25 protein-coding genes are annotated in these 25,323 nt (G+C 47.4%); 11 read left to right on the plus strand and 14 right to left on the minus strand.

Annotated elements, in window-relative coordinates:
* Positions 1-126: 126 nt before the first annotated feature.
* From PSHG_RS29370 to PSHG_RS12700, 6 genes are all read left to right on the plus strand, one after another.
* Positions 127-993, plus strand: coding sequence for a helix-turn-helix domain-containing protein (locus PSHG_RS29370; RefSeq protein WP_157213453.1), 867 nt, complete (start codon positions 127-129; stop codon positions 991-993).
* Between the two features lie 357 nt (positions 994-1,350).
* Positions 1,351-1,950, plus strand: a complete 600-nt coding sequence (locus PSHG_RS12680) for a YqaA family protein (protein WP_010273318.1) — start codon at positions 1,351-1,353, stop codon at positions 1,948-1,950.
* 308 nt (positions 1,951-2,258) lie between these two features.
* Positions 2,259-2,498 carry a helix-turn-helix domain-containing protein gene (locus tag PSHG_RS12685; protein ID WP_010273320.1) on the plus strand — a complete coding sequence of 80 codons (240 nt, stop codon included), beginning with the start codon at positions 2,259-2,261 and terminating at the stop codon, positions 2,496-2,498.
* A 19-nt stretch (positions 2,499-2,517) separates the two neighbouring features.
* Positions 2,518-3,030, plus strand: coding sequence for a peptide deformylase (gene def, locus PSHG_RS12690; RefSeq protein ID WP_010273322.1), 513 nt, complete (start codon positions 2,518-2,520; stop codon positions 3,028-3,030).
* A 51-nt stretch (positions 3,031-3,081) separates the two neighbouring features.
* Positions 3,082-4,176 (plus strand): tyrosine recombinase XerS, encoded by a 1,095-nt coding sequence (xerS, locus tag PSHG_RS12695; RefSeq protein ID WP_010273325.1) that lies wholly within the window; start codon positions 3,082-3,084, stop codon positions 4,174-4,176.
* Between the two features lie 80 nt (positions 4,177-4,256).
* A complete protein-coding gene (locus PSHG_RS12700) occupies positions 4,257-5,357 on the plus strand; it encodes a hypothetical protein (protein WP_010273328.1) in 1,101 nt (366 codons plus the stop codon).
* On the opposite strand, the gene PSHG_RS12705 is transcribed toward PSHG_RS12700, so the two are convergent.
* Complete coding sequence (locus PSHG_RS12705; RefSeq protein WP_010273329.1) at positions 5,354-6,001, minus strand: LysE family translocator; 648 nt, start codon at positions 5,999-6,001, stop codon at positions 5,354-5,356. The genes PSHG_RS12700 and PSHG_RS12705 overlap by 4 nt on opposite strands.
* A gap of 191 nt (positions 6,002-6,192) precedes the next feature.
* On the opposite strand from PSHG_RS12705, the gene PSHG_RS12710 reads away from it, so the two are divergent.
* Genes PSHG_RS12710 through PSHG_RS31725 form a run of 5 tightly spaced genes read left to right on the plus strand, consistent with a single transcriptional unit; the run spans position 6,193 to position 10,359 of the window.
* Positions 6,193-7,788, plus strand: coding sequence for a spore germination protein (locus PSHG_RS12710; RefSeq protein ID WP_010273331.1), 1,596 nt, complete (start codon positions 6,193-6,195; stop codon positions 7,786-7,788).
* Between the two features lie 2 nt (positions 7,789-7,790).
* Complete coding sequence (locus PSHG_RS12715; protein ID WP_010273333.1) at positions 7,791-8,993, plus strand: Ger(x)C family spore germination protein; 1,203 nt, start codon at positions 7,791-7,793, stop codon at positions 8,991-8,993.
* Complete coding sequence (locus PSHG_RS12720) at positions 8,990-9,211, plus strand: hypothetical protein (protein WP_010273335.1); 222 nt, start codon at positions 8,990-8,992, stop codon at positions 9,209-9,211. The genes PSHG_RS12715 and PSHG_RS12720 overlap by 4 nt, the downstream gene beginning before the upstream one ends.
* Positions 9,212-9,260: 49 nt before the next feature.
* Positions 9,261-9,713, plus strand: coding sequence for a GerAB/ArcD/ProY family transporter (locus PSHG_RS31720; protein WP_052310062.1), 453 nt, complete (start codon positions 9,261-9,263; stop codon positions 9,711-9,713).
* Complete coding sequence (locus tag PSHG_RS31725) at positions 9,682-10,359, plus strand: GerAB/ArcD/ProY family transporter (RefSeq protein ID WP_052310063.1); 678 nt, start codon at positions 9,682-9,684, stop codon at positions 10,357-10,359. The genes PSHG_RS31720 and PSHG_RS31725 overlap by 32 nt, the downstream gene beginning before the upstream one ends.
* 81 nt (positions 10,360-10,440) lie before the next feature.
* On the opposite strand, the gene PSHG_RS12730 is transcribed toward PSHG_RS31725, so the two are convergent.
* The 13 genes from PSHG_RS12730 to pdxS all read right to left on the minus strand — a co-directional run bounded on the left by PSHG_RS12730 (position 10,441) and on the right by pdxS (position 25,212).
* Entirely contained in the window at positions 10,441-11,226 is a 786-nt protein-coding gene (locus PSHG_RS12730) for a response regulator transcription factor (RefSeq protein ID WP_010273337.1), read from the minus strand.
* A gap of 58 nt (positions 11,227-11,284) precedes the next feature.
* Positions 11,285-12,160 carry a carbohydrate ABC transporter permease gene (locus PSHG_RS12735; RefSeq protein WP_010273341.1) on the minus strand — a complete coding sequence of 292 codons (876 nt, stop codon included), beginning with the start codon at positions 12,158-12,160 and terminating at the stop codon, positions 11,285-11,287.
* 15 nt (positions 12,161-12,175) lie between these two features.
* Positions 12,176-13,159 carry an ABC transporter permease gene (locus tag PSHG_RS12740; protein WP_010273344.1) on the minus strand — a complete coding sequence of 328 codons (984 nt, stop codon included), beginning with the start codon at positions 13,157-13,159 and terminating at the stop codon, positions 12,176-12,178.
* On the minus strand, positions 13,129-14,712 hold the full coding sequence (locus PSHG_RS12745) for an extracellular solute-binding protein (protein WP_010273346.1): 1,584 nt from the start codon (positions 14,710-14,712) through the stop codon (positions 13,129-13,131). Before PSHG_RS12745 ends, PSHG_RS12740 begins: the two co-directional genes overlap by 31 nt.
* Positions 14,713-14,823: 111 nt before the next feature.
* Entirely contained in the window at positions 14,824-16,470 is a 1,647-nt protein-coding gene (locus PSHG_RS29385; protein ID WP_010273348.1) for a sensor histidine kinase, read from the minus strand.
* A gap of 296 nt (positions 16,471-16,766) precedes the next feature.
* Positions 16,767-16,952 carry a YezD family protein gene (locus PSHG_RS12755; protein ID WP_010273351.1) on the minus strand — a complete coding sequence of 62 codons (186 nt, stop codon included), beginning with the start codon at positions 16,950-16,952 and terminating at the stop codon, positions 16,767-16,769.
* 610 nt (positions 16,953-17,562) lie between these two features.
* Positions 17,563-18,639 (minus strand): ABC transporter ATP-binding protein, encoded by a 1,077-nt coding sequence (locus PSHG_RS12760; protein ID WP_010273353.1) that lies wholly within the window; start codon positions 18,637-18,639, stop codon positions 17,563-17,565.
* 14 nt (positions 18,640-18,653) lie between these two features.
* On the minus strand, positions 18,654-19,526 hold the full coding sequence (gene cysW / locus PSHG_RS12765) for a sulfate ABC transporter permease subunit CysW (protein WP_010273355.1): 873 nt from the start codon (positions 19,524-19,526) through the stop codon (positions 18,654-18,656).
* A 33-nt stretch (positions 19,527-19,559) separates the two neighbouring features.
* Positions 19,560-20,396 carry a sulfate ABC transporter permease subunit CysT gene (gene cysT / locus PSHG_RS12770; RefSeq protein WP_026021353.1) on the minus strand — a complete coding sequence of 279 codons (837 nt, stop codon included), beginning with the start codon at positions 20,394-20,396 and terminating at the stop codon, positions 19,560-19,562.
* A gap of 39 nt (positions 20,397-20,435) precedes the next feature.
* Positions 20,436-21,473, minus strand: a complete 1,038-nt coding sequence (locus PSHG_RS12775) for a sulfate ABC transporter substrate-binding protein (RefSeq protein ID WP_010273363.1) — start codon at positions 21,471-21,473, stop codon at positions 20,436-20,438.
* Positions 21,474-21,860: 387 nt separating this feature from the next.
* Positions 21,861-23,117, minus strand: a complete 1,257-nt coding sequence (locus tag PSHG_RS12780; RefSeq protein ID WP_010273366.1) for an N-acetylmuramoyl-L-alanine amidase — start codon at positions 23,115-23,117, stop codon at positions 21,861-21,863.
* Between the two features lie 442 nt (positions 23,118-23,559).
* Positions 23,560-23,919, minus strand: a complete 360-nt coding sequence (locus tag PSHG_RS12785; protein WP_010273368.1) for a Lin0512 family protein — start codon at positions 23,917-23,919, stop codon at positions 23,560-23,562.
* A gap of 396 nt (positions 23,920-24,315) precedes the next feature.
* Positions 24,316-25,212 carry a pyridoxal 5'-phosphate synthase lyase subunit PdxS gene (gene pdxS, locus PSHG_RS12790; protein ID WP_010273370.1) on the minus strand — a complete coding sequence of 299 codons (897 nt, stop codon included), beginning with the start codon at positions 25,210-25,212 and terminating at the stop codon, positions 24,316-24,318.
* Positions 25,213-25,323 lie beyond the last annotated feature (111 nt).

Here is a 25,323-nt window from a genome sequence, read left to right on the forward strand (position 1 = left end):
GGCAAACCTGACGACACCTGTTACCGGTACTCTATTGCATCATAATCAAAAGCCAGTCTACTTGAACATGCAATAAAAATGCATAAAGCATATACTTTATTTCATTTCAAATCCGAGGTGCACTTCATGAGCATGTCAAACCTTTGGGAAAAAAAATTACATTTGTTATCCCATACCTATTGGGAACGCAAGGATCAGTTCAAGATGTTCTCGGACAGCTACCCTATGTGGGTAGCCTTTGCCGTCGAGTCAGGTGAATTCCGTTACCGTATTGGCTCGGAGAGCGGCCTGGCGGGGCCGGGAGAGCTGGTGTTCTGCCCTCCGGAGCAGCCTTTCGAACGGGAAGCTCTTGCCCCCCTGTCTCTCCACTTTCTCGGCTTCGCCTTTGATAACGAAGAATTAAATCTGCCTAATTGTGGTGATACCCGGCCAAATCTCATGGATCCCAGCCGCAAGGAAGCCAGCCAGTTACTTGACACCTGGAAGGCTCATCCTGTGGATGGCAAACGCCTCGCATCCAACCTCGCCTACCTGCGCAAGCTGCATCTATCCGTTGATGAGCGCAGCTTTGAGCGCAAGCAATGGGTGCTGAACGACATTTGGCTGCTTGCCTGTGACGGCTGGGATGCCGGAACTCACCATGATCTGCTCGATGATTATATTCATTCAGATGATGAACAAATGAACAAAGCGATGCAGTGGCTGCACGAAAATGCCTATACCCCATTTAGCATGCGCACCTTGTCCGATCTGCTTGATTTCAGTCCTTCTCAGCTCACAAGAAGGTTTCAGAAAGAATTCCATATGTCACCGTCCGAGCTCGTTCGTTCCTTAAGAATACGCAGGGCCGCAGGACTTCTGTTAGATACGGAGCTGACCCTGGATCAAATCGCCGAGCAGTGCGGTTATGACAACGGTTTTTATCTGAGCCGCATTTTCACCCGCAGCATGGGCATTAATCCGTCCCAATACCGCAAGCAAAATCGGGTATAAATGCGGAAGCGGCGTACTAGCCTTTCACGGCGGATCCGGCAATCCCCTGGATGATAAATTTCTGGCCTGCAAAGAAAAGCAGGATCATGGGCAGAATCGCCGCTGCTGAAGCCGCCATCATCTAAACGTGTACAAGCCGCCCTGAACCATCTTCTGACTTGAATGTAAAAAAAGTAATAAACCTAGGTTTTTGCCACGGTCATATTACTATTGTAATTGTTATGTCTCTGAAAAAAGTGACTTCACATTACTATTGAATACGCTTTATTGATGGTATAATGAAATAGTACGGAAATAAAGAGCTAATGGAAGCAGGCTTTATTGACTGTATAGACAAGTGTGGGGGGTTAGCCTGTTTTGCTACAGAACATTCTGGATTTTTTGATGGACTTCGGCCCGCTGGGGTTGTTTATCCATTCCTTTATTGACGCCATTATTTTCCCAATACCCGCGTTTTTCCTCCAAGTATCCTTAAGTCTGCTGAATCCTTCCTCAGCCATATGGTTGGCGACTCTAGGATTTATCGCTTGCTTGCTTGGAACACCTTTTGGTTATTTAATAGGCAAGTTCTTGGGAACCTCTTTTTTATACAAGATCTTAAAGAAAGAATGGATCGACTCCGCCCAACAGCTTTTTAACCGCAACGGGGAAGCGGCAATTCTTATCGGCGCTTTTACACCAGTCCCGTTTAAAGTATTTACTATTCTGTCCGGCTGTCTTAACTTCTCCATTTGGAAGCTGCTTGGTTATGCAGCTATCGGCCGTGCGGCCAAATTTTATGTTGTCGGCATTCTGTTCTACTTTTACGGACGTGCAGCTGAGAATATGATCAACAGTTATTTAACCTACATCTTTCTGGGCGTAGCCGCTGTTCTGACAATCATCCTCCTCATCAAACGCAAGCTGCAAAAGAAAAAACAGCAAAACCTGCCTGCCGAAGAAAATACAGATGCTTAATCTGGCCTAAAATGGCAAAGTTCCTATGATTAGGCATCCTGCAGCAGTTAATCTAACTCCCGCAAAGTCAAGCATGCTTCGTCCAATCATTTAGCTGCTTTGCGGGGATTTGCGGGTGGCGATACGGGGTGTTACCGTCTTTACTAACTGCATACAGCTATAATTTTTTTACACCCTATTTTAGGTAGTACCTAATTTTTCTAGGCAATACTTTACTGTTGAACTTCAGCATTAACTTTTTTTCTAGCGTCATTTTGTATTACGTTTCGCACAAAAATTACTTTATAATTGGGAGGTTGTATCTATCTATGCTCACTTGGATGCTTAGGCAGGTGATGGCCGAACGGGGAATTTGGAGCGGTGCCGCATTAGGAAGACTTTTGAAAACAAAAGCAGGATATGAATTGTCAGCTCCTTCCATCAGCGCACTGCTCAAAACACAGCCCAAGCAGATGAAGGCCGAAACTTTGGATGCACTGTGCACAGTTTTGGAGTGTACACCGAGCGATCTGTGGGTCCACACTCCATCCACGAATAAAGGTGCTTGAACAGAAGGGAAGGAAGCTTATGAACGCCAAAATGATTGTTCCATTCGGTGATCCTGTGCTGAGAAAGAAATCTCGCCCGGTCGAAGCTGTTACCGGCAAGGTCCTGGGTTGGCTGGATCAGCTTGGAAGCACACTGTATGCCGAGGAAGGCCGCGCTGGTCTTGCCGCGCCGCAAATCGGGGTTTTACGCAGAATATTCGTTATGGATTGCGGCGATGGCTTAACGGAATGGATTAATCCTGTCATCACAGAAGCCAGCGGCCAACAGGAAGGACCCGAGGCCTGTCTTTCTTATCCCGGTTATGCTGGTATAGTAAGAAGAGCTCAGAAGATTACGGTAGAAACCTTGAATCGCCAAGGGGAAAAGGTTACGCTGGAAGCGGAAGGCTATACGGCCCGCTGTATTCAGCACGAAATCGATCATTTGGACGGGATCTTGTATATCGACCGGATCGTGGATGATCAGTTCTATAATGAGCGGACTGGGAAGAAGGCTGATCTTCTTCACGTTTTACGAATTGCGAATGGGTAATCTCATACTTGGATGCTTGTGCTTAATATAGGTTAGGTTGAGGTGAACGAATTGAATGTCATTAAATTAAAGGACCGTCAGGAGCTGGACAAAAAAGTCCCTTCCATGCCCTGGTACATCGAGAAGTTCATTAACTACAAGCTGCCGGATCTCTCTCCCTCTTCCCTGCTTGAATATGTAAGGGACTATGAAACCTTTTTATCTTGGCTGCTTGCCGAAGGCCTAAGCACCGCAACTGATATGAAGGACATCCCGCTTGAAGACCTGGAGCGGCTTCATATCGACAGCATCGACAATTACCGGATGTTTCTGGCCACCCATAAGCAGAAAACAAACAGCCGGACAACGATTTCCCGCAAGCTTTCCTCCCTGCGTTCTCTATTTCATTATTTGAGCCAAATTGCAGAGGATGAGCATTTCTATCCCTTATTGAAAAGAAATGTGATGGCCAAGATTGAAATTAAACGGACACATAAACCGAAGGATACTGCCGCCAAGCTGGAAGGAAAGCTATTGCAGGAGAATGAGATCTTCGAATTCCTGAAGTACATCCGTTCCGGTTATGGGGAGGACATAGCCAAGAACAAGCAAGCTATGTATTTCTATCAATTGAATCGCATACGCGACTTATGCATCGTCAGCCTCATTCTTCATTCCGGCCTGCGTGTTTCCGAGGTGGTCAATTTGAATACGGACGATGTGGATTTGAAGAAGAAGGTGCTCTATGTACTGCGAAAGGGTAAAAACGACGACACCTTTAAAACCCCGGTTTACTTCCGATACGAGGCTGTGGAGGAGATAACCGAGTATTTGCGAATTCGAGCGGACAGCTACAAGCCTGCCAAACGGGAAAAGGCGATGTTTTTGGCTTTAGCTAACGGCAAGCAGGAAGGCTCGAGAATGACCAAACGCGCGATTCAGGAAATGGTGATCAAATACGCCAAGCGATTCGGCAAGCCGTATTTGTCAGTACATAAGCTGAGACATTCCTTCGCCACAGACTACTATTTACAGAATGATCTTTATAAAACTCAAGAGCAGTTAGGTCATTCCTCTCCGGATACGACCCAGATCTACGCCCACCTGACTGATAAAACAATGGCAGAAGCGATCGACCGCCGCAATGCGGAGAATGAGGATAACTGATGCTTTATATTTGAACAAAGAATAAAGACGATGGCAAGCCAAAGCGACATGCGCGGCTTCCCGGCAGAAAAGAGGAAACCATGAAAAGATCGGCATTATTTATTCTCTCGATCGCAATGCTAACTTTGACTTGCCTCTGCAGTCTCTGCCTACCCCCCATTTCGGCGCTGGCTAACGGTGGTCCGCAAAAAATCTACCCACGCGGCCATGGACCTCTCCAGTTTACCAAGGACTCAGGCATTCAGCTTGTGGAAGAGGAAGTAAAATTTCGCCTGCCTCCCCTTCGCGCGGATTATTATCCGCATGGCGGGGAGGCAGAAGTGATCATTCGCTACAAACTTAGCAATCTTAAGGATGAAGCTGTTGATATAGCGGTGCTGTTCGTTACTCCTCAAATTAATATTGAATCTTTTTCTATTATGGAAGAGGAAAGCGTTATTGAGCTTGAGTGGTACATAGACCCGGTCATGAAGGACTGGCAGCCCGAAGCGCAAACTATTTACGAGCCTGTTAGCGGTACGGCCTTTTCCCAGAGCGGCAGCGGCACGCTGCTGGTACCCGAAATCCAAGGAGCCTCCTTTCACTTGACCTTCCAGCCAATGGAGGACAAATGGCTCACAATCCGCTACCTGGATCCTGGCGGGAGGCATGAAGCCGGAGTTCTTACGCCTGTGTTCTCTTATGTATATTTCCTTACCCCTGCATTATCCTGGGAAGGTGACAGTCAAGTGAGGCTTCTGCTGGAGCTGGCAGAAAGCCAGGCGGCAGTCCATTCCAACCTGCCGCTAACGCCTGTCACCGACACCGAATTCGCATGGAGTTCTTCATCCCTCCCTGCAGAGGAGTGGAGCTTTTCCGTTACGTCCGCTAAACGACTATTCTGGGGAACTAATTGGTCAGGAGAGCATTGGAATTGGACGCTGATTAGTGCAGGTGCGGTTCATGCGGTTCTGCTGGCTCTTTCCTACTACCGCAGAAAAGCCTTACTCAGGTACGCGGCTTACCTGGCGGCCATCCTCTGGATAGGTGCCCACGCTATAGTTTACCTCCCTACCCTGAATGTATGGGAATGGGTGCACGCCGGCTTTAAAAGCACTGTATATTTTGCCGTCATCGGGCTTATTCATCTTCTTTTAATAAGAATTTCCAATGTAAACAAGCCGGCAGTCCGTCCGGATTAGATCGGTTCTTTTCCCGTAAACAGCAGTCTGAGACCTAAAAAGGCAAACAATCCAGCCTTTAGCTTACTAATAATTAAGCTGGCCTGCCCGCTTTTACTTTTCAAAGCCTGCCCCATCGTGCCTGCCAGCCAAGAAACGATCGCAAATACAACTAGCGCCTGTATTAGAAAGATCATTCCAAGAATGGTCATCTGCCAAGCCGGACTGGAACCGTTAGGAACGACAAATTGAGGAAGCAAAGCTAGAAAGAACAAGGCGACTTTCGGATTGAGCACGTTCATCAATATGCCTCTGCGGAATAACGCGGCAGGCTTCAGTCGGGGAACCTCCGGTCCTGATTCTTCGCTGCCGTTCTTCTTTCTGCCCTCTCTCAACGCTTGCCACGCTAAATACAACAAATAACAGGCTCCGGCCGCTTTCACCACTTGAAAGGCAACACCTGATTTGTACAAAATAGCGGATACGCCAAATGAAGCTGCACTAATATGTACCAATAACCCGCTGCAGAGTCCTAGCGCTGTAGCCATCCCTGCCTTGAAACCATACGAGACGCTTTGCGCTGTGACAAACAGCAAATCCGGACCTGGAGCAATCGTCAGCAGCAGCGCTGCGGCGAGAAATCCGGCATAAAGCGATAGATCCATGCTACACCTCTCCACTGATTTATTATCAACTAATACTCTAAGAGAAATCGAGCTGCCCCTGGCCTGCCAGGGGCTTTTACTTATTTTATCTCATTTATGAAGCTGTTGAAACTCTTCTGCACATCACTTGCATAATCGGGCGGGCGTTCGCTCATACTTGAAGAGAATGATATCGAAAGGAAAATAAGTCCATGAATATGAGTCGCCGATTCGGGAAATTGATGAGAAGGATATTATTGGCAGACACTAACCGCAATCAGGAGAGCGGCAATAAGCGGGACTTAGGTGCGGAATCTGAAACTGAACAGCTGTACGCGAGTGTAACCCAGAACGAGAACCAGCTTCGCTTCATTTATAACAACTGCTCAGATGTTATTTATCGTTCTTTTCTCATTGGAGGGAAGCTTCGCGCGTTACTCGTCTATATTGACGGATTAACTGATACCGAGGGACTCGACCGCGATGTATTAGCCCCCCTTATGCGTGAGGAATCAGCAGCTCAAGACCTTGAACAGCTGATCGACGGTCAGTTATCTGTCTCTCAGGTGGATCCAGTCTCGACATTTGCTCAGTGCATGGAGTATCTCTCCGAAGGCTCTGCGATATTGTTGTGTGATAATAAAACGACCGGTTTTTCTTTAGGAATGGCCAAATGGGAAAAACGTGCGATCGAAGAACCACAGGCAGAGATTGGAATCAAGGGGCCGCGGGAAGGCTTTACCGAAACATTGCGGATCAGCACTTCCCAATTAAGAAGGATTATCAAAAGCCCGCTGCTAAAAATGGAAACTATGCGAATAGGCCAATATACGCGAACCAATGTAGTGGTCACTTATATAGAAGGGCTCGCGGATGATTCTCTTGTTGCAGAAGTGAAAACTCGCTTGAGCCGAATTCGGATCGACGGGATATTGGAAAGCAATTACTTGGAGGAGATGATCGAAGAAAATAATTCCTCCCCTTTTCCGCAAACGCTGAGCACCGAACGGCCTGATGTGGTGAGCAGCTGTTTGCTGGAGGGAAGAGTGGCCATTCTGGTCGAAGGGTCCCCGTTCGCGATTGTGGTTCCTGTTACGTTTATCTCCTTGATTCAATCCCAGGAGGATTATTACCAGCGGTCTACGGTGTCCTCGATCATTCGTTGGCTGCGATACAGCTTTATTTTACTCGCGCTCTTGCTTCCATCTGTTTATGTAGCGGTTTTAACATACCATCAGGAAATGGTGCCGGGGCCATTGCTGATTAGTATGGCAAGCTCGCGGGAACAGGTGCCTTTCCCAGCTCTAATTGAAGCACTCATGATGGAGATCGTTATCGAAGTGCTGCGGGAAGCAGGGGTACGGCTGCCCAAACAGGTTGGCGCCGCTGTCAGCATTGTCGGTGCGCTTGTTATCGGCCAGGCGTCCGTTCAAGCTGGTCTTGTGTCCGCACCGATGGTTATTGTTGTTGCGATCACAGGTATCGCCTCATTCATGATACCACGATATGCTACAGGCATCGCCATCAGATTAATGCGCTTTCCGCTAATCTTTCTTGGAGGAACGTTGGGGCTGGTTGGCGTTATGATGGGAGTGATCGCTCTCTTTCTCCATCTCGGTCATTTACGCTCGTTCGGCGTCCCTTACCTCTCTGATATCGCGAGCCCAAAGCTGAACAATTGGAAAGATGTTCTTGATAGGGCACCGTGGCCAAAGATGAATACCCGTCCGCAATATGCGGATTTGCATCATTTGCGGCGTCAGCCTCCCCCTTCGGCGTCGGGACAGGAACGGAAGGATGACAATTAAAGATGACACAAACAGGATCAAGACCGAGAGCTTTGCTGTACCTTATTCCTTTCCTACTATTGCTTGGAGGATGCTGGGATAGGACGGAGCTCAATGATTTGGCAATTATAACTGCATTAGCCCTCGATGTTGCCGAGGATGGAAATATCCGAACGACTGTGCAGATCATCATTGCGCAAAACCAGGGAGGCGGCGGCCAACAGCTGGGAACTAACAGCAGTGGTGGTGGAAAACGAACCGTAGTGCGATCAGCAACTGGAGCCGATATCGCCGATGCCCTGTCCAAGCTGCAGCGCTTAAGCCCTCGAAGACTGTTTTGGGGACAAAGCAAGATATTCATTTTCAGTGAAGCCGTAGCTCGGACTGGAATTCAGAAGCATCTCGATTTTTTGCTTCGATTTCCCAAGTCAAGAGAACAGGGCTATGTGTTTGTCAGTAAAGGCAAAGCAATGGATGTGCTCGATCTGTTTCCTCAAATCGAGCGGTCAACTTCAGAGGTGCTGAGAGAATTGAATGACCTTGAGGTCGGGATGCGTGTCACGCTGCAGCAGCTGTCCGGCATGTTAACCGGCGAAGCCCGTTCTGCTGGGCTGCCTATCATTTACATCCTTCCTAAAGGAAAATCTGCAGAGCCATTTCAAACGATCCCCTATCTGGTTGGAACGGCTGTATTCAAGGAAGACAAAATGATAGGCTCCATTTCTGAAAAAACTACCCGCGGCCTTATGTGGCTTCGCAATGAGATCGAAGAATATACGGTCGTTTTTAAAGTTCCTGGTACGGAGGGGATTGTCTCTTTAAGGCCGATTAAAGCGGACATAAAGCTCATTCCTTCAATCGACAATGAGAAATGGACGATGACGGTCAAGGTGAAAACGCAAGGTGACATCGTTCAGAACGGAACCAGACTGAATCCTGTAGATCCAGAGGTTATCAAAATAATGGATAAGGCATTCGGCAAGGAGGTAGAAGAGCGTATTCACATGGCGCTGCAGGAAGTTCAAACCCGCTTGAAGGCAGACCTATTCGGTTTTGCCACAGAGTTTCACCGGAAATATCCCAAGCAATGGGACCTAGTCAAAGAGAATTGGGAACAAAAATTTCCAGAGATTAAAGTGAACATAGACATTCAAGCGCAGATCCAAAGAACAGGATCAATCAATTTTCCAGGCGGCTTGCCTGATGAGGGGGGACATGAAGAATGAGATGGGGTCTATTCTGGTGGGTTACACTCGCTGTTGTCCTTATTTTCGCTCGACAATGGCCAAGCGTTAAGAAGAAGCCTTATTGGGACAAGGTGGTCTTCGTGTGTCTAACGTCCGTAGTCTGGGCGTTGTCTATGCTCGATTTGCCGCATACTCCGGGACCGACCACCGTTCTCCAGTTAATCTTTAAGCCTCTTGAAGGACTGACAAAACCGTGATACGGGAATTTGTGACGATGCTAACTGCAAATAAAAGGGGAATAAATGGATGTTGGATCAAGGCAGAATCTCTGCTTTTCAATTGGGACTGATGATGTACCCCGCCGTGCTGGTCTCCGGCTTTCTGGTTCTGCCTTCTGCTACCTTCCAGCTCGCGAAAAACGACCTTTGGCTTACAGGACTGCCGGGCCTGCTCGTCGGTCTGATTGCAGTTTATACAGCAACCCGTTTGCATGAGCTGTATCCTAAACAAAATGTAGTTCAATACGGTGAGCGAATTCTCGGCAAAATCCCTGGCAAGCTTCTAGGACTTGTTTATATCACCTATAATTTGCATGCTGCCGGAGGCATTACGCGCCAATATGCTGATTTTGTCGTCGGCAATTTTCTGTTGAAAACACCTATGATTCTAATAATGGCATCTATGCTGCTGCTATGCGCTTTTGCGGTATACGGAGGGGCAGAGCTAATTGCGCGGGGAACCATTATATTTTTCCGGTAATAATATTACCGGTTTTTTCCTGCTTCTGTTGATGCCTGAATTGGATATAAGAAATATCCACCCCATCATGAGTGAGGGCATTGCTCCTGTTGCCAAAGGGTCCTTGCAGATGATGGGATGGTGCAGTGAGCTGTTTATCATGACTTTTTTCCTTCCCTATGTATCCGATCCGCAAAAAGTGAGAAAGTACGGATTTCTTTCAGCGCTGGGCATTGCTGCATTTTTCACTTATGTCAATCTGATAGCACTGTTGTTATTAGGTCAGGATCTTGGGAACAAAATTTATCCTTTGCTGATTGCCTTCCGGTATGTCAATGTCGGGTTCTTCCTCGAAAATTTAGAGGCAATTGTTTTGAGCATGTGGGTAATTGGCCATTTCCTGCAAGTGGGCATCTTTTTTTATGCCGGAACTCTGTCTTTTGCCCATTGCTTTCAATTGTCGGATTATCGTCCATTTGTGTTTCCGATTGGTCTTCTCTGCCTGGCCGCTGGTTTATGGGATTTACCTAATTATTCCGTTTTTATCTCCATGGTGCAAACTGCTGTTCCGTTTCACATATTGTCGGTATACTTTATCATTCCACTTCTCTTACTAATCATTGCGTTGATTCGCAAACGAAAAACATCCGGAACGGAAAAGGTGTAGCACGGGCTGCCCAGAAAGTTTGAGAAAACTAACGTGGACGTCTGAAAACAAGATGATCGCTTCGTCTGATTCATAATCACGCTAAGAAAATTTATGTCCAATCTTCTCCATCTCTTGGTTAACCATTTCGTTCCGATATTCGGTTGGAGAACACCCGTTCAGTTTCCGGAATGTCTTGGCAAAGTGGGGATAATTCTCAAAACCTACCGAGTGGCCGATCTCGTTCACTTTGATGGAGGGTTTCTGTAAGTACCTTTTGGCCTGCTCTATTCTCAGCCTGGTCAAATAGCGGACGAATGATTCCCCGGTCACTTTTTTGAAAAGGGTGCCCAAATAATTCGGGGTAATCCCGAAATCGTCAGCTACCTCGCCCAGTGAAAATTTCGGATCAGAGTACCTGAGTGCCATTACCGAGAGGACTTCCTTTATCATCGGATGATTATGCTCTCTCATCGTCTGCAGCGCAAGAACAGGCTCGATGGTGGACGGACGGCTCAGCCTCTTATTCTTCAACTGCTGAAGCATAGCTACAAAATAATCAGGGTCTATCGGCTTGAGGATGTAGTCAGCTGCCCCTAAACGAAGGGCAGTCTGAGCATAGTGAAACTCCCCATATCCGGACAGAACGACAAAGTCCGTCTGAATCTCGCGCCGGATCACTTCCTGCATAAAGGAAAGACCGCTCATGCCCGGCATGCGTATATCGGTAATGACGACATCCGGGGTGTAAAACTCGATAGCCTGCAGCGCTTCTGCCCCGTCACTTGTTTCAGCGACAATCCGCACTCCTTCTATTTCCGTCTCTATCAATGTGCGAATCGTTCTCTTAACGACTCGTTCATCATCAACCAGCATAACATTAAGCATGTCTTACTCACCTCTGATAAAGGTTAAAGCTGTTATGACTAAGGACGAGCTCCCCGGTTTATTCTTTTAGAGAACCAAGCATAGCCCCTTTGACGAAATGCTTCTGCAAGAACGGATACACCAGCAAGATCGGCAGTGTCGTAAAAATAATCGCTCCCGCCTTAATCATCTCCGGTGTTTGCAGCACATCCGTATCAAACATGTTGCTGTCGAAGCCCGAATCAAAACCGCTGTTCTGTACCATGCTGCGAAGCTTCAATTGCAGCGGAAACAAGTGCTCGGAGCGAATGTAAATGAGTGCGCCAAAGTAGGAATTCCACTGTCCTACCGCATGGAACAAAGCTATTGTAGCCAGAACCGCCTTGGACAGCGGCAGGACGATGCGCGCGAACACTGCGAACTCCCCGCAGCCGTCCATTTTTGCCGCTTCGATCAACTCTTTGGAAATCCCGAAAAAGAAGGTCCTCATAATAATAATATAATAAGCGCCGAGTGCGCCAGGGATAATTAATGACCATAGAGTATTAACCATCCCCAGCGAATTGACCAGCAGGAAGCTCGGAATCAACGGCGCCGGAAAAATAAAGGAGATCAGGATCAGTCCTACTATCCATTTGCGCGCAGGCATTTTGGGCCTGGTCAAGGTATAAGCCAAGGACGATGTCAGCAAGAGACATAACAATGTCCCGGCCAAAGTGATATAAATGCTAACCCCCATGGCCCGCCACATATCTACCATGCCGAACAAGTTGTGGTATACGTCAAGGAAGAACCCTTTTGGCCACAGATAAACGAGCTTGGCCTCAGCATATACCGGGTCGCTCAAGGAAACAGCCAGCAAGTGGATCATCGGAGCTATCATGGAAAGACTGATCAGGAGGATAACGGCACCGTTAGTCCATTGAAACAACTTATCCGAACGATCCTTATTCATAGTAGTTCCTCCATTCTAATAAATAGTTTCTCCTGTTGTCTTCTTGCTCAGCCTGTTCAATGAGACGACCAGAACGATGCTGACTACCGCTTTAAAAATACCGATAGCCGTTGTATAGCTATAGAGTCCTCCCATCAACCCTACCCGATATACATAAGTATCGAACACTTCCCCTACTTCTCTTACGAGCGGGTTCAGGAAGAACAGCACTTGTTCCACATTGGCATCCATCAGATGACCAATGCGCAGCAGGAATAGAATCATGATCGTAGGCAGCAGTGAAGGAAGTGTAATGCTCCACATTCTTCTCCAGCGTCCAGCCCCGTCCACCATAGCCGCTTCGTACAAATTTGGATTGATGGAGGTCAGCGCAGCCAGATAAATGATCATCGACCAGCCAACTTCCTTCCATATTCCTGCGCCGATGACTACACTGAGGAAATAGCTGGGATCAGTCAGGAAGGATACCGGCTCGAAACCGAGCCGTCCCAGGATCGTATTGATGATCCCCTCACTGGCCAAAATTTCCACAAAAATGCCTCCAACTATAATCCACGACAGAAAATGAGGCAGATAAAGCAAGGTCTGCATCGTCCGTTTGAACCACTCCAGGCGAATTTCATTCAATAACAGCGCCAAAATGAGAGGAGCCGGAAAACCGAATAAGATCGAATATAGACCGAACCTCAACGTATTTCTCAAGACTATGAAAAATTCCGGGTAATTAAACATATAGATGAAATGCTTTAATCCTGCCCATTTGCTATGCCAAATGCCCTGGAACATATTGTAGTCTTGAAAGGCAATAATGTTACCCGCCATTGGAATGTATTTAAAAACGAGTAAATGAAGCAATCCCGGCAGTGCGATCAGAAACAGGACAACGGAATCCGTCCATTTAATATTCCGAAGCAAGGGTACGTCTCCTTTCGTGATGAGATCAAAAATAATGTTCCAGACGCCATACCTTATTGTTCCTGCCTGAAGGAATTGTACCATTCGGTCGCTTCCTGGATCATTTGATTCCCGCCGCGGCTCTTCCATTCCTCCACAAAATTGTCGAAGCCTTCATCCAGATCTTCCATCCCTACAACCAATTTCACAAAAGTATCATAGAATAAGCTTCCGGCCCACAGGTCCGGTGCAAGCTCCGGGTGTCCTACCATAGAATCCAGAAGAGGCATTCCCAGAGAATCATGCGGATAGACGGCTTTTGCTGCATCTTCATATCCTTTCATGATATGCTCTTCTTCCGGCAGATACTTAACCACGGCAGACCGGCTGGAGCCCCGCACATTAAGGGTGCTGCGATGAAATCCGCTCGCCTGATTGTCAACGTTGACCGGAGCTTCAGCATCGTATTTGATTTCCCCGTTCTCCTCCTTATAATTGTAACCTTCTATTCCGAAGGCAAAGAACTTCTCCGCTTCCGGAGTTCCCCAAGCCCAGTCTAAAAACTTAATTACTTCTTCAGGATTTTCGGTATTGGACGGAATAACCCATATGGAATCAATTTCTTCGGATTGCGCCTCGAAATAAGCCTCTCCACGCGGACCTCGCGGTGGAATCATCATCGTTGTTTTTGCGTCCGGCTGATTAATATACTTGGTAATATCGCTGAAGGTGCCATATTGGTTAGCCCCAGCCCCATAGGAGCCTACATAACCATTGAAGATCTCGGTGATGCGGTCCGCCTGCTTTTTAGTTACAAAATCTTTATGAATGTAACCGTTGTCATACAGCTTCTTGTAAAAAGCGATCGCTTCCTTCATTTCCGGTTGTATCATGTCCGGTTCCATCTGGCCGTTGCGCATCTGCCAAGCTCCCGGACGCACCCCGAAGGATCCGCTGAAAACATCGCTCCACCCGATATTGTCTGTTATGGCCAGGGCATATTCATTATTCGGATTACCATCGCCATTCATGTCGTTCTGCTTCACACCTTCGGCAAATTGAAGAAATTCATCGAGAGTCGTGGGCACGTCCATGCCCAGCTTATCCAGCCAATCCTGTCGGATGAACATCATTCGAGTAGCCGGAGCTGCAGCAACTTTTGGAATGCCATACGTTTTCCCGTCTTTCATAACACGAGGGCTTTTCCAGGCGACATCAGGAATATTTTTCTTAATATTGGGCCCGTATTTTTCCAACAGCTCGTCAAGCTCCAGAAAAACCCCCTGATCAACGGCTCCGGCGTGTACATTCGAATTAATGTCGTTCGTCATCACCAGATCACCCAAGTCTCTGGAAGCAAAGCGTAGAGCTAACTGCTGATTGTAATCCGCTCCGCCTCCCCAAGTCATCAATTCATACTCCAAATCATAGCCCGACAACCGGCGCACTTCTTCGATATATTTTTCCTTCTCACTCGTTGGCGCCTGCGCAGCAAACATTCCTCCACCATCCGTAGTCAGAATGTGAAGCTTGACTGGCTTTGTCTCCTGTTCCGGATTTTGCCCCTGTGTTTGTTCAGCACCGTTCCCACAAGCTGGCAATGTAAGCGCTGCGGCAAGAATGCATACGGAACCTATCGCTTTTGACCGTCTTTTCATATGCGGTCTACCTCCCTTTTCTATGCTTGCCACCGATTATAGCAACGGGTAAGTGTTCTTGATATGTTCTAACTAAGGAAATTATGGTCAATTTCTCACTCCATGCTTTAATTAATGATCTCTTCCGTCGTCTGGAGCATAGGGAAGCCGAAGTTCAATACAGGTTCCCGTTTCATCGGAATGCAAGATGTGCAATCCATATGGAGAGCCAAAAGCTAACCGCAGCCGGCTATGCACATTCCATAGACCGATATGCCGGGTAGTCCTGCCTGCACCTTCCACATCTTCAGAAGCAAAGTACGAATTATATTGGGCTAAAGTGACCGGGTCCATCCCCTTTCCCTTGTCCCTCACTTGCAGCTTGTAGATGTTGTCTGCCGCTTGTCCTGTAATGTGTACATAGCCAGGATGAAGCCCGTGATTCTCGTAAGCGTGGATAATCACATTTTCCACAATAGGCTGCAGGAGCAGCCTGAACAGCCGAACTTGATCCAGGTCATGTTCCCCTATCTTAATGTCGAAGCGTAAATGCTCATAACGTTCCTGCTGTATGCTCAAATAATTGCGAATATGGTGGATTTCCTCGCGAAGCGGTACCAGATGCTGGGGATCACTCGCGCTATATCGAAACGTATCAGCCAACATAACCGTCATTTTACTGATCGGTCTGATCCTAGCTTCAACAGCATAGGAATTAATAATTTCCAGACTATTGTACAAAAAATGCGGATTGATCTGAGATTGCAACGCTTGAAGACGGGCTTCTCTCTGTTTTAACTCCATGTCTTTGTGTTCGATACGCGAACGATGGATAATTTCAACCAGTCTTTTTACTTCCAACAAAATTTTATTAAAAGTGATGAAGGCGAGAGCGAGAATGACCAGCCCGACAATCACGGTAATCATTCGCAAATTGGGTAGATTGCCGACGAGATGGTTCATCGGAACCTCCGATAGAAGCGTCATGCCGGTTGCTCTAGAGGTTTCATAGACGATAATCCTATGCTCTTCCGATGAACGATCAATAAAATAACCGTTAGTTCCCTTAAGCTGATTCCTCCAGACAGCAGGGACCTCTCCCCCCCATTTGGCAAAATCGGAATGATACAGAAATTGGCGATTAGCCGAATCCAGAATTGCGATGTGATCATCTTCTCCCGGATTTTGGCCGCCATCCATATCAAGCAGCCGGTCCAGCGAGAAAGCATAAATCATCACACCGGCAAAACCATAAGTGACGTTGTCAAAGATGCTGCGCTGCACCATAACTACCGGAACTCCGCCTACTCTCTGGATGCCCATAACCTTAAAGCCTTCATCCGGATCGACCGAATCCCAAAAATCGCCGTCCAATCGGTTCGCAATCTGATCGCCAAGCACTACTCCTTTGAGCGAGTATATATAAAACCCGACAAATTCATTATTGCCATAAGCGATTTTCGGATAAATCTCTTGGCTGATTTGCGACTTAAGCAAATACAAGTCATAGGCGTTGCTCGGATCGTATTTGACAAACTGCTGTATCCTTGGGTCCCCCGGCAGCGTTTGGGTATCCAGCTTGATTCTGTTGAAATGCTCATCCAAACGCTTATTCAGCTGCTTAATCCACTGCGTATTGTAATAGACCACGCTGTTCTCGATCGTTTGGGTCGTTTTGTTGTACCATATCACCCCGATAATCAGAAAAGGGATGCAGAAAAAAACGAGGAAAAACAAAGTCAGCTTCTTCTTAATCGATAGCGGGCGGATCCAGTTCATCAAAAGTCCCTTCTTCCTTCTTTAAAAGTTCAATAGCAGATGTCTAGCATTTTACCCGGCAACTCCTCTTTTAGTAAAGGAAGTCTTGTTATATTAAGCGAACATGTGCTTTTCACAACGCAAAAAAACCGCACGCCAACTAACGTACGGTAACAATGGGGAAACGGCTAATAGTAACATAACTAATCATAACTATTCTTATTGAATTGACTTATGTCTGAATAACGCCTGCAGCCGAAAACCTTTCCGCATCGCGCGAGCTCCGGCACATGCGGCCGGGATCACCCGGTTAGCGGCTAGCCTCTGGATGAACGTCTGCGAGACAAGCTCTGATTCTCCGCATCATAGCGGTTTTTTTCCGTTCGCTCGATTTGTACAATCCGGCCTTCGTGTACAACTATTTGCACCGCCCCAAACTCCATGCCTTCCAAATTTGCTTTGATCCGCTCCAGCCATTGTTCGTCCAAAACCAGTTTTGCCATAGTGTGTCCCTCCATTATGAGTAGTCATCGATAGTATGTGATATGAGATATAGTAAATTATTACCTGCTGCTGTGACGGGTACTTTAGTCAAAACGGGACGCCTCTTGATTGTCATCTGCAAACATTCGTAATGATTCGTACGAGCTCTCATCGCCGATCACGATTTAACAATAGGACCAAGTATCCTGCCAGGATCCTGGAGTTTATCCTGACAGGTGCAAGACGTTCTAAAGTGTTTAAGATCGCCTGCAAGGTGATCTCCGGGATGTGCTGCGAGATGTCCTGCAAAATGTTCTGCAAGATGTCCTGCGGGATGTGCTGCCGCCGCGCTAATGCTCGCCCTAGCTCTTATTTAGCCAAAAAAGCAGGGATTTTATTTCTAACGTTCATCCTCGCTCTTATTTGTGACAATTAGGCGGAAAAACCGCATTCTGAAGCACCGTAAGGACGATGGCAAGCGTTAGAAGCCGAAGCAGGCTGCAAACGACATTACTGCTAGGCTGCTCAGCTGTTATTCACAGTTAATCGCCGGCCTAACTGTAATCGTTAGAATCCCAATCGGATTCTAACGGGCTACAGACCGCAAACAAAACCAATAACCTCTCTCAGCTATCTTGCGCCCCCTTGAACAGCCAGTATGTTCGCTTGAGAGTTCTTTTTGTTCTGGTTTTCCACCAGACGAGTTGTTTCTCCCTCACATAGATGCAGCCTGTGAATTAGCAGATTAACATCATCGCCAGGCTGCAGCTCCGGAAGCTCCAGAGAACGGTTGGCGAGTATCTTCTGCCCTGCAGCCTCTACCTCAATTTGGTAATGATTTCCGCGAAAATAAACCTGCCGGACTTTAGCCTTCTCGGAAGCTGCTGACGGCGGCAGCTCGGTAATGAGCCCAATATCTACAAATTCCGGTCTAACGATGGCTTGGTCTGCGCTGGCATAAGCTTGAAACCCTTTCAAGCCTCCAGGCCGGATGAATTGAGTCTCGCCAAAAAACGAGGCTACAAAAGGCGTCTGCGGATAATGATAGATCTCTAGCGGAGTTCCTTTCTGCTCCAGCTTTCCTTGATGAATGACCATTATTTCATCGGCTACTTCTACCGCTTCCTCCTGATCATGGGTAACGAAAACCGTTGTGATTCCGACACGGTTAATCGTTTCCTTTAACCACGATCTAAGCTCGCGTCTCACCTTCGCGTCCAAAGCCGCAAATGGCTCATCCAGCAGCAGCAGCTCAGGCTCTGGAGCCAGAGCACGGGCAAAGGCGACTCTTTGACGCTGCCCGCCGGAGAGCTGGTGGGGATAACGCTTCTCCATTCCGCTGAGCCCAACGAGCTCCAGCAGATGCTGTACCCTGCTCTTAATCTCGGCCTTGCTCTTTTTACGAAGCTTCAGCCCGAAAGCAATGTTATCCCAGGCCGTCATGTGCCTGAATAGCGCGTAATTTTGAAATACAAATCCAATGTTTCTTTGCTGCGGAGGGATATTGTTTACCCGTTTTCCATTAAAATAAATATCTCCGGAGTCGGGGTATTCCAGTCCGGCGAGCATCCGTAATATGGTTGTCTTCCCCCCTCCGCTCGGACCGAGCAAACCAAACAGCTTTCCTTGTTCAAGCTCAAAGCTGACTTCTTTACAAGCTTCAAATGCACCGAATGATTTTTGTAACTTAGAAACGGTCAGTTGCAATCGGGATCACTCCTTTAATTACCGGCTTGGGCTTGATGTTTCCATTCCACCAGACTCTTGACCACTAACGTCACAATCGCCAATAAAGCAAGTAAGCAGGCAACAGCAAAAGAGGCTGAGAATTGATATTCATTGTATAAAATTTCCACATGGAGCGGAATCGTGTTGGTCTGGCCGCGAATATGGCCGGAGACGACGGATACAGCGCCGAATTCTCCCATAGCCCGGGCATTACATAGAATTAATCCGTACAAGAGCCCCCATTTGATGTTCGGAAGCGTAATCTTCCAAAACATCGTCCAGCCATTCGCTCCAAGACTTGCAGCTGCCTCTTCTTCCTTTGTTCCCTGGCTCTGCATCAATGGAATCAGCTCTCGGGCAACTAACGGAAAAGTGACAAAAATCGTCGCGATAACAATGCCGGGCAGAGCAAACAGAATTTTAATATCATAGGCAGCCAGCAGCGGCGCAAACAGGCCTGCAGAACCAAACAACAGTACAAAGACCAGGCCGGCGATGACCGGAGAAACCGCAAAAGGAAGGTCGATTAGAGTTAACAGCACGTTTCTCCCTCTAAACGAAAACTTCGTAATAGACCAAGCAGCGGCCAATCCAAACAAAGTATTGAGCGGAACCGCAATAGCTGCGGTAAGCAGAGTAAGGCGAATTGCGGATAAAGCATCCTTCTCTGTTATGGCAGCAAGAAATACTCCTGCACCTCTTTGAAAAGCCTGAACAAATACAAGCACCAGCGGAAGCAGTAAAACTAAAGCGAGAAAAAGCAGCGCCGCTCCAATCCACAGCCATCGGACTTTAGCCGACTCGGTTAAATGAAGAGGCCTCTCGCCCATCTTCTTGTTGACCGTTGAGGCGATAACGCCAGCCATTGAGCATCCTCCTTGACCCAGATCATAGATTCATTATTCTGATATGATTCGACGGCTGGAACGCCACTGCAAATAATTGATAAATAGCAGAATTGCAAAGCAGAGCACGAGCATCACAAGTGCAATAGCTGTTGCACCCGCGTAATCATATTGCTCTAATTTTGTCATAATTAACAGCGGTGCAATTTCCGTTTTCATCGGCATATTACCCGAAATAAATACAACAGAGCCATATTCGCCTAAACCGCGGGCGAAGGCAAGTGCAAACCCGGTGAGCAGCGAAGGCAGAAGACTGGGAAAGATAACGCTGCGAAAAATACGCCAGCGGCTGGCTCCAAGAGATAATGCCGCCTCCTCTACTTCCTGCTCCATATCCTGGAGCACCGGCTGCACAGTACGAACGACAAAGGGCAAACCGATAAAAACTAATGCGATCGTAATCCCGAGGGGGGTAAAGGCTGCTTGAATCCCAACCGATTCCAGCCAGCGACCTACCCATCCGTTAGGCGCATAGAGTGTCGTAAGAGCAATCCCCGCGACCGCCGTAGGCAGGGCGAACGGAAGATCCACCAGCCCGTCGATGATGCGCTTGCCAGGAAAGGTATAACGAACAAGCACCCAGGCTACCAATAAACCAAACACTCCGTTTATCAGTGCTGCAAAGAAGGCTGTGCCAAAGCTGATTCGATAGGCCGCCAACACACGCGGATTCAAGATAATATCTGCAAATTGCTGCCAGCTAAGCGAAGCGCTGTTGATCACGATCATAGATAACGGGAAAAGCACAATCAGACTCAAATAAAGCAGCGTAAACCCGGTCGACAGACCGAAGCCGGGAATCACGCTTCGTCTTCTCATAGCTCGAATCATAAGCAGCAGGTCACTCCTGTCTACCTTACCTCAACTGAATTAAGGAACATAAATTTGGTCAAACACTCCACCATCCGCAAAATGAGTCGATTGCGCATTGGCCCAGCCGCCAAAGTCATCGTCAATGGTGAGCAGCTCGATTTGCGGAAATTGGTTATCAAACTGACGGGCAACTTCCTCCAGACGGGGACGATAATAATGCTTCGCTGCTATCTCCTGACCCTCTTTCGTATAAAGAAACTTCAAATAAGCTTCAGCGACCTCCCTTGTTCCCCGTTTCTCTACAACTTTGTCCACGATGGCAACAGGAGGTTCAGCTAAAATGCTGATCGAGGGAACAATAATTTCAAATTTGTCCTCGCCAAATTCGTCAATAGACAAAAAAGCCTCATTCTCCCAAGCGATTAAGACATCCCCGATACCCTGCTGAACAAAGGTATTAGTAGAGCCTCTCGCACCGGAGTCCAGCACCGGCACATTTTTGAATAATTGCGTAATAAATTCACGCGCCTTCTCTTCATCCCCGCCATACTGTTTAAGAGCATAACCGTAGGCTGCAAGATAGTTCCAACGAGCTCCTCCCGATGTTTTCGGGTTAGGTGTAATGACGGATACATCTGGCTGAATTAGATCATCCCAATCCTGGATGTTCTTCGGATTCCCTTTGTTAACGAGAAAGACGATTGTGGAAGTATAAGGCGAGCTGTTCAACTCAAGCTCTTGCTGCCAGCCCTCTTCGATCAAGCCGGCATTCTGAATCTCATCAATATCGTAGGCGAGAGCCAAGGTAACAACATCCGCCTCAAGGCCGTCAATAACAGAGCGGCCCTGCTTTCCGGATCCCCCATGAGACTGATTAATCGTGACCTTTTGTCCGTTCGTTTGTTCCCAGTATGCAGAAAAAGCCTTATTGAATTCCTCATACAATTCGCGGGTTGGATCGTAAGACACGTTCAAGATTTCAATAGTGTCCGAGCCTGTTCCGTTGGACGTTGAATTTCCCTGACCGTTTGCGCAAGCGGTAAGAGCGGTCGCAAGCACGGCTGCTAGAATCCCCTTGGTCAATTTCCAATTCATTGGCAGACACCCCTCCAGTTTTTATCCAGGAAATCCGTTATATGGGAGTTATATACGATATTGTTTCCCTATTATAACGGGTATGTCGCCGGTGGTCCGGTAGTCCAATAATTCCTACATTCTTACTTGGTTTTACCGTAATATACCATCTCCGTTTTTTGCTGTCAATAGTCTAATTTTTTCATCTCCCATCACCTATCTTATTTTGCAAAACCGGTATATTCACCCATCAGCTTTTAGTTTTTACTTTATTCCCGTGATAAGAAAAAGGTGCTACGTTTTACAAAAAACGGTATGGACTTAAAGTAAAAAAGGGCCTGCCCTCAAGTTTCAATTTCAATGAAACCTTCCTGGCAAACCCCTGTTTTTGTATGATTGTTATGCATGTTATTGGAAATAGGACTGAATCCCGGCTGTGATAGCGTCAGCTACTGTGTTTTGATACTCCGCTGATATAATTTTCTCCTCCTCCAACGGGTTGGAGAGGAAGCCCAGCTCTAGCAGAATGGCTGGAGCCGGATTTCCCCGCAGCACAGCATAATTTCCATAGCGGCTGCCCCCGTCCACCATTCCGGTAGATAATATTAGTTCATGCTGAAGAACACTAGCTAGTGGCTTGTCTTTTGTCTGAGAGTGATAAAAGCTGATAATTCCGGAAGAAGTGCTTTTCCCCGAATTATGGTGAATGCTGACGAATAAATCGGCATTCGTTTGCTGAGCTTTGGATACACGGTCTGCAAGTTCAATAAAGACGTCTTCTTCCCGTGTTAAGTATACCTCTGCTCCATGACTGCGCAGCTTGTCCGCCAATAAAAGGGAAAGGGACAAGTTAATGGTTTTCTCCGGTGTACCAAGCTTAACTCCTGTTGTCCCGCTGTCTTTTCCGCCATGGCCCGGATCAATCACAATTCGCTTCCCTCTTAATGAAGTGCTCCGAGGCTCTGCAGGAATATCAGACTGCGAATCGGTGGCCTCGGCTTTTTGGCCCTCCAAAGCTATATACTGCTTGGCCACCCAGCCGTCCTGACCTTCGGGGGTGGTGACCTGCAGCCAATCCCCCGCTTCGTTGTTAACCTTTACAACTGTCGATTCTGCCAGCAAAGTAATAATCTTTGCCTCTAAGTTTGGCTCCTGGCGCAGGCGCAGACCGTTAGCGCTTACTATTCCAGCCTTGGATTGAAGATCCGCGGCTGCTTCATTGTCGTTTGACGGGTCGTCTGCTGGCGGAGCCTCCGGCTCTCCATTATTCTGAGAATCCGGCGGGTCTGCTGGTCTGGGCTCGTTCCCCTCTGCTTGATTCCCAGCTTCAGAGGAAGGCATAGTGTTGTCTGCGGATTTGATTAAATAATAGGCCGCTACCCACCCTTTTTGCGATTGATGCTCGATTTCCGCCCAGCCGAATTCATCCTCGCGCAGAACGTTAATTTGCGTCCCCTTAGGCAGAGATCCCAGCGGGTTCCCCTTCCGTTCAGGGGTTTCCCGAATTATTAGCGAGCTTGCCGAAACAGTGGCGGTATAGGCCGATTCGGCCTGCGCCTGGCGCACTCCGGCAACACTGCCGATGATAACGATTACTAAGACCAGCAGGGCTAAGTAAAGCTTGGCAGACCCTGCACCAATTCTATTGTATAAAAAAATGTTCATTTGCAGCCTACCTTTCTGGTATGTATTGTTCCCAGGAAGCCAGTGGGGTTGCTCTATGTAAACTTGATAGATGAAAAATGCTAGGTAATGACGCCAAATGATCGCAACTGAAATAAGCCAGGCATATGAGCTGCTGAAATCCCCATCCGGCAAGGATCAAGAATAATATGGAAATATAGCTTTAGTTTCTATTATGTCATTTTTCCTCCCTATCTGACAAGGAAAACATTGGCTAAAGTAGTAATATGGCGAATTATGCTCGTTAGGAACGAAAATTTGGTGCTTGCACGTAACAGCCCAACGAGTCGCAGCAAAAAGCGCAAATATCTAGGTCTAGTCAACCTTAGAAATTTGCGCCTGTCATTCTATAAGCCTGAACTGGATCCATAGAGCCTTCGCGCAATCGTTCCAAAGCGGTTTGCGAAAGGCTGCTCTAACAAACCTAATAACCGACCTCTACTGAGGCGTTGACGATATAAATCAGATCATTCTTGTCATGTTTATCGGGAAGTAATATACCGCTGGAAGTCAGCATTCCTCCCTCAATCACTTCAATTGTAACGACACCATAAGGCAAAGCGGCTTTAACTTCTTCTTCCCTTAGCTTGTCATGATCGCAGGGCAAAGCCAAACGGACATGAACCTTCATATTCTCCAGGCTATTTTCCGGCAATACTGAGCGAAGACCAGGCATAGAATTATGATGAATAGCTTGTTTAACCGCTCTCACTGCCGCCGTGGTGACATCTTGACCGTGCAAGTCGACTCCCATACCAAGCTGAATAAAAAATGTTTTCTCCATCGATATCCCTCCTGAGTGATCTTTTTGTAAAAGCGTTAGCGGAGATATTCTCCTATACACTTCTATTGTTCTAACCTTCCTATAAACTAGTGAAACAAAAAACCCGATATCATACAGCTTATGGTAAGTATAACGGTTTTTAGAGCAGCAGTGCAGCATTTTCCGCAAAAAATGAGAGACAAAAGACGAAGTCCATAAATCCTCGGTAAACTTTCAAGCCGGCTCAAACCGCAACACTAATATCTTGAATAATGGCAAACGCAAAAAAACAGCCTTCACGCGAGACGGCCAGCTCTCTTCTATCAAGTCTGTATCTTGCATAAATCCATCCAGACTGGCAGATATAAGAGCTTGCTCGCCTTACGGAAGACTGCACTGTTTTAATAAATTCAGCTGTTACCAGCCACGCTCCTGCATGCGGTCTGCAGGCTGCAATGTGGCAATATCGAGCCCGGGCATGGCTCCGCCCAAGTTTTTGGACAGCTCAGCAATTAAAGCGTAATCTTCATAATGAATCGTCGCTTCTACGATCGCTTTCGCGAATTTGGCCGGATTCTCGGATTTGAAAATGCCGGAGCCGACGAATACTCCGTCCGAACCGAGATGCATCATCAAAGCAGCATCCGCTGGCGTAGCAACGCCACCGGCAGCAAAGTTAACGACAGGCAGCTTGCCAGTCTCATGAATGGACAGCAGCAATTCGTAAGGAGCTCCCAGTTCCTTGGCTTCTGTCATCAATTCGTCTCTGGACATGTTCTGAACTTTACGGATTTGGCTTTGCATCATGCGCATATGACGAACCGCTTCCACAATATTGCCGGTTCCGGGCTCTCCCTTAGTTCTCAGCATGGAGGCTCCCTCACCGACCCTCCTCAAAGCTTCTCCGAGGTTGCGGGCACCGCAAACGAAGGGAACGGTAAATTGTGACTTGTCAATATGAAACACTTCATCTGCAGGAGTCAGCACCTCGCTTTCATCAATGTAATCAACGCCCATTGCCTCCAATACACGCGCTTCTACCACATGACCTATTCTTGCTTTAGCCATAACAGGTATGGAGACGGCCTTCATAACCTCTTCCACAATGGTAGGGTCAGCCATACGTGCCACACCGCCCGCTTTGCGAATGTCAGCAGGCACTCTTTCCAAAGCCATGACCGCTACCGCTCCGGCTTCTTCAGCGATCTTGGCCTGTTCCGCATTAACCACGTCCATAATAACGCCGTCTTTTTGCATTTCAGCCATACCGCGCTTTACTCTGTCCGTCCCGATTACATTTTCTTTTGCACTCATCTCTTACGCCTCCATCGTTTTAAGTTTCTACAGAACAATTCCGCAGCTTTGTGGGCTTTCCCACGGCTCCTCTGGAGATCCTGCTGCTTAATTCAATTTGTCGATGTGATT

Origin of the sequence: Paenibacillus senegalensis JC66 (assembly GCF_000285515.1) — a bacterium.
Lineage (GTDB): Bacteria > Bacillota > Bacilli > Paenibacillales > NBRC-103111 > Paenibacillus_L > Paenibacillus_L senegalensis.

Excerpts from the sequence above, each read along its gene's own strand:
- pdxS (WP_010273370.1), bottom strand. The coding sequence starts at position 25,212 with ATGAGTGCAAAAGAAAATGTAATCGGGACGGACAGAGTAAAGCGCGGT.
- PSHG_RS12785 (WP_010273368.1), bottom strand. The coding sequence starts at position 23,919 with ATGGAGAAAACATTTTTTATTCAGCTTGGTATGGGAGTCGACTTGCAC.
- PSHG_RS12735 (WP_010273341.1), bottom strand. The coding sequence starts at position 12,160 with ATGAATAAGGATCGTTCGGATAAGTTGTTTCAATGGACTAACGGTGCC.
- PSHG_RS31720 (WP_052310062.1), top strand. The coding sequence starts at position 9,261 with ATGTTGGATCAAGGCAGAATCTCTGCTTTTCAATTGGGACTGATGATG.
- PSHG_RS12720 (WP_010273335.1), top strand. The coding sequence starts at position 8,990 with ATGAGATGGGGTCTATTCTGGTGGGTTACACTCGCTGTTGTCCTTATT.
- PSHG_RS12730 (WP_010273337.1), bottom strand. The coding sequence starts at position 11,226 with ATGCTTAATGTTATGCTGGTTGATGATGAACGAGTCGTTAAGAGAACG.
- PSHG_RS12715 (WP_010273333.1), top strand. The coding sequence starts at position 7,791 with ATGACACAAACAGGATCAAGACCGAGAGCTTTGCTGTACCTTATTCCT.
- cysW (WP_010273355.1), bottom strand. The coding sequence starts at position 19,526 with ATGGCTGGCGTTATCGCCTCAACGGTCAACAAGAAGATGGGCGAGAGG.
- def (WP_010273322.1), top strand. The coding sequence starts at position 2,518 with ATGAACGCCAAAATGATTGTTCCATTCGGTGATCCTGTGCTGAGAAAG.
- PSHG_RS12755 (WP_010273351.1), bottom strand. The coding sequence starts at position 16,952 with ATGGCAAAACTGGTTTTGGACGAACAATGGCTGGAGCGGATCAAAGCA.
- PSHG_RS29370 (WP_157213453.1), top strand. The coding sequence starts at position 127 with ATGAGCATGTCAAACCTTTGGGAAAAAAAATTACATTTGTTATCCCAT.
- PSHG_RS12740 (WP_010273344.1), bottom strand. The coding sequence starts at position 13,159 with ATGGTACAATTCCTTCAGGCAGGAACAATAAGGTATGGCGTCTGGAAC.
- PSHG_RS12780 (WP_010273366.1), bottom strand. The coding sequence starts at position 23,117 with ATGAACATTTTTTTATACAATAGAATTGGTGCAGGGTCTGCCAAGCTT.
- PSHG_RS12685 (WP_010273320.1), top strand. The coding sequence starts at position 2,259 with ATGCTCACTTGGATGCTTAGGCAGGTGATGGCCGAACGGGGAATTTGG.
- cysT (WP_026021353.1), bottom strand. The coding sequence starts at position 20,396 with ATGATTCGAGCTATGAGAAGACGAAGCGTGATTCCCGGCTTCGGTCTG.
- PSHG_RS29385 (WP_010273348.1), bottom strand. The coding sequence starts at position 16,470 with ATGAACTGGATCCGCCCGCTATCGATTAAGAAGAAGCTGACTTTGTTT.
- PSHG_RS12700 (WP_010273328.1), top strand. The coding sequence starts at position 4,257 with ATGAAAAGATCGGCATTATTTATTCTCTCGATCGCAATGCTAACTTTG.
- PSHG_RS12705 (WP_010273329.1), bottom strand. The coding sequence starts at position 6,001 with ATGGATCTATCGCTTTATGCCGGATTTCTCGCCGCAGCGCTGCTGCTG.
- PSHG_RS12775 (WP_010273363.1), bottom strand. The coding sequence starts at position 21,473 with ATGAATTGGAAATTGACCAAGGGGATTCTAGCAGCCGTGCTTGCGACC.
- PSHG_RS12710 (WP_010273331.1), top strand. The coding sequence starts at position 6,193 with ATGAATATGAGTCGCCGATTCGGGAAATTGATGAGAAGGATATTATTG.
- PSHG_RS12745 (WP_010273346.1), bottom strand. The coding sequence starts at position 14,712 with ATGAAAAGACGGTCAAAAGCGATAGGTTCCGTATGCATTCTTGCCGCA.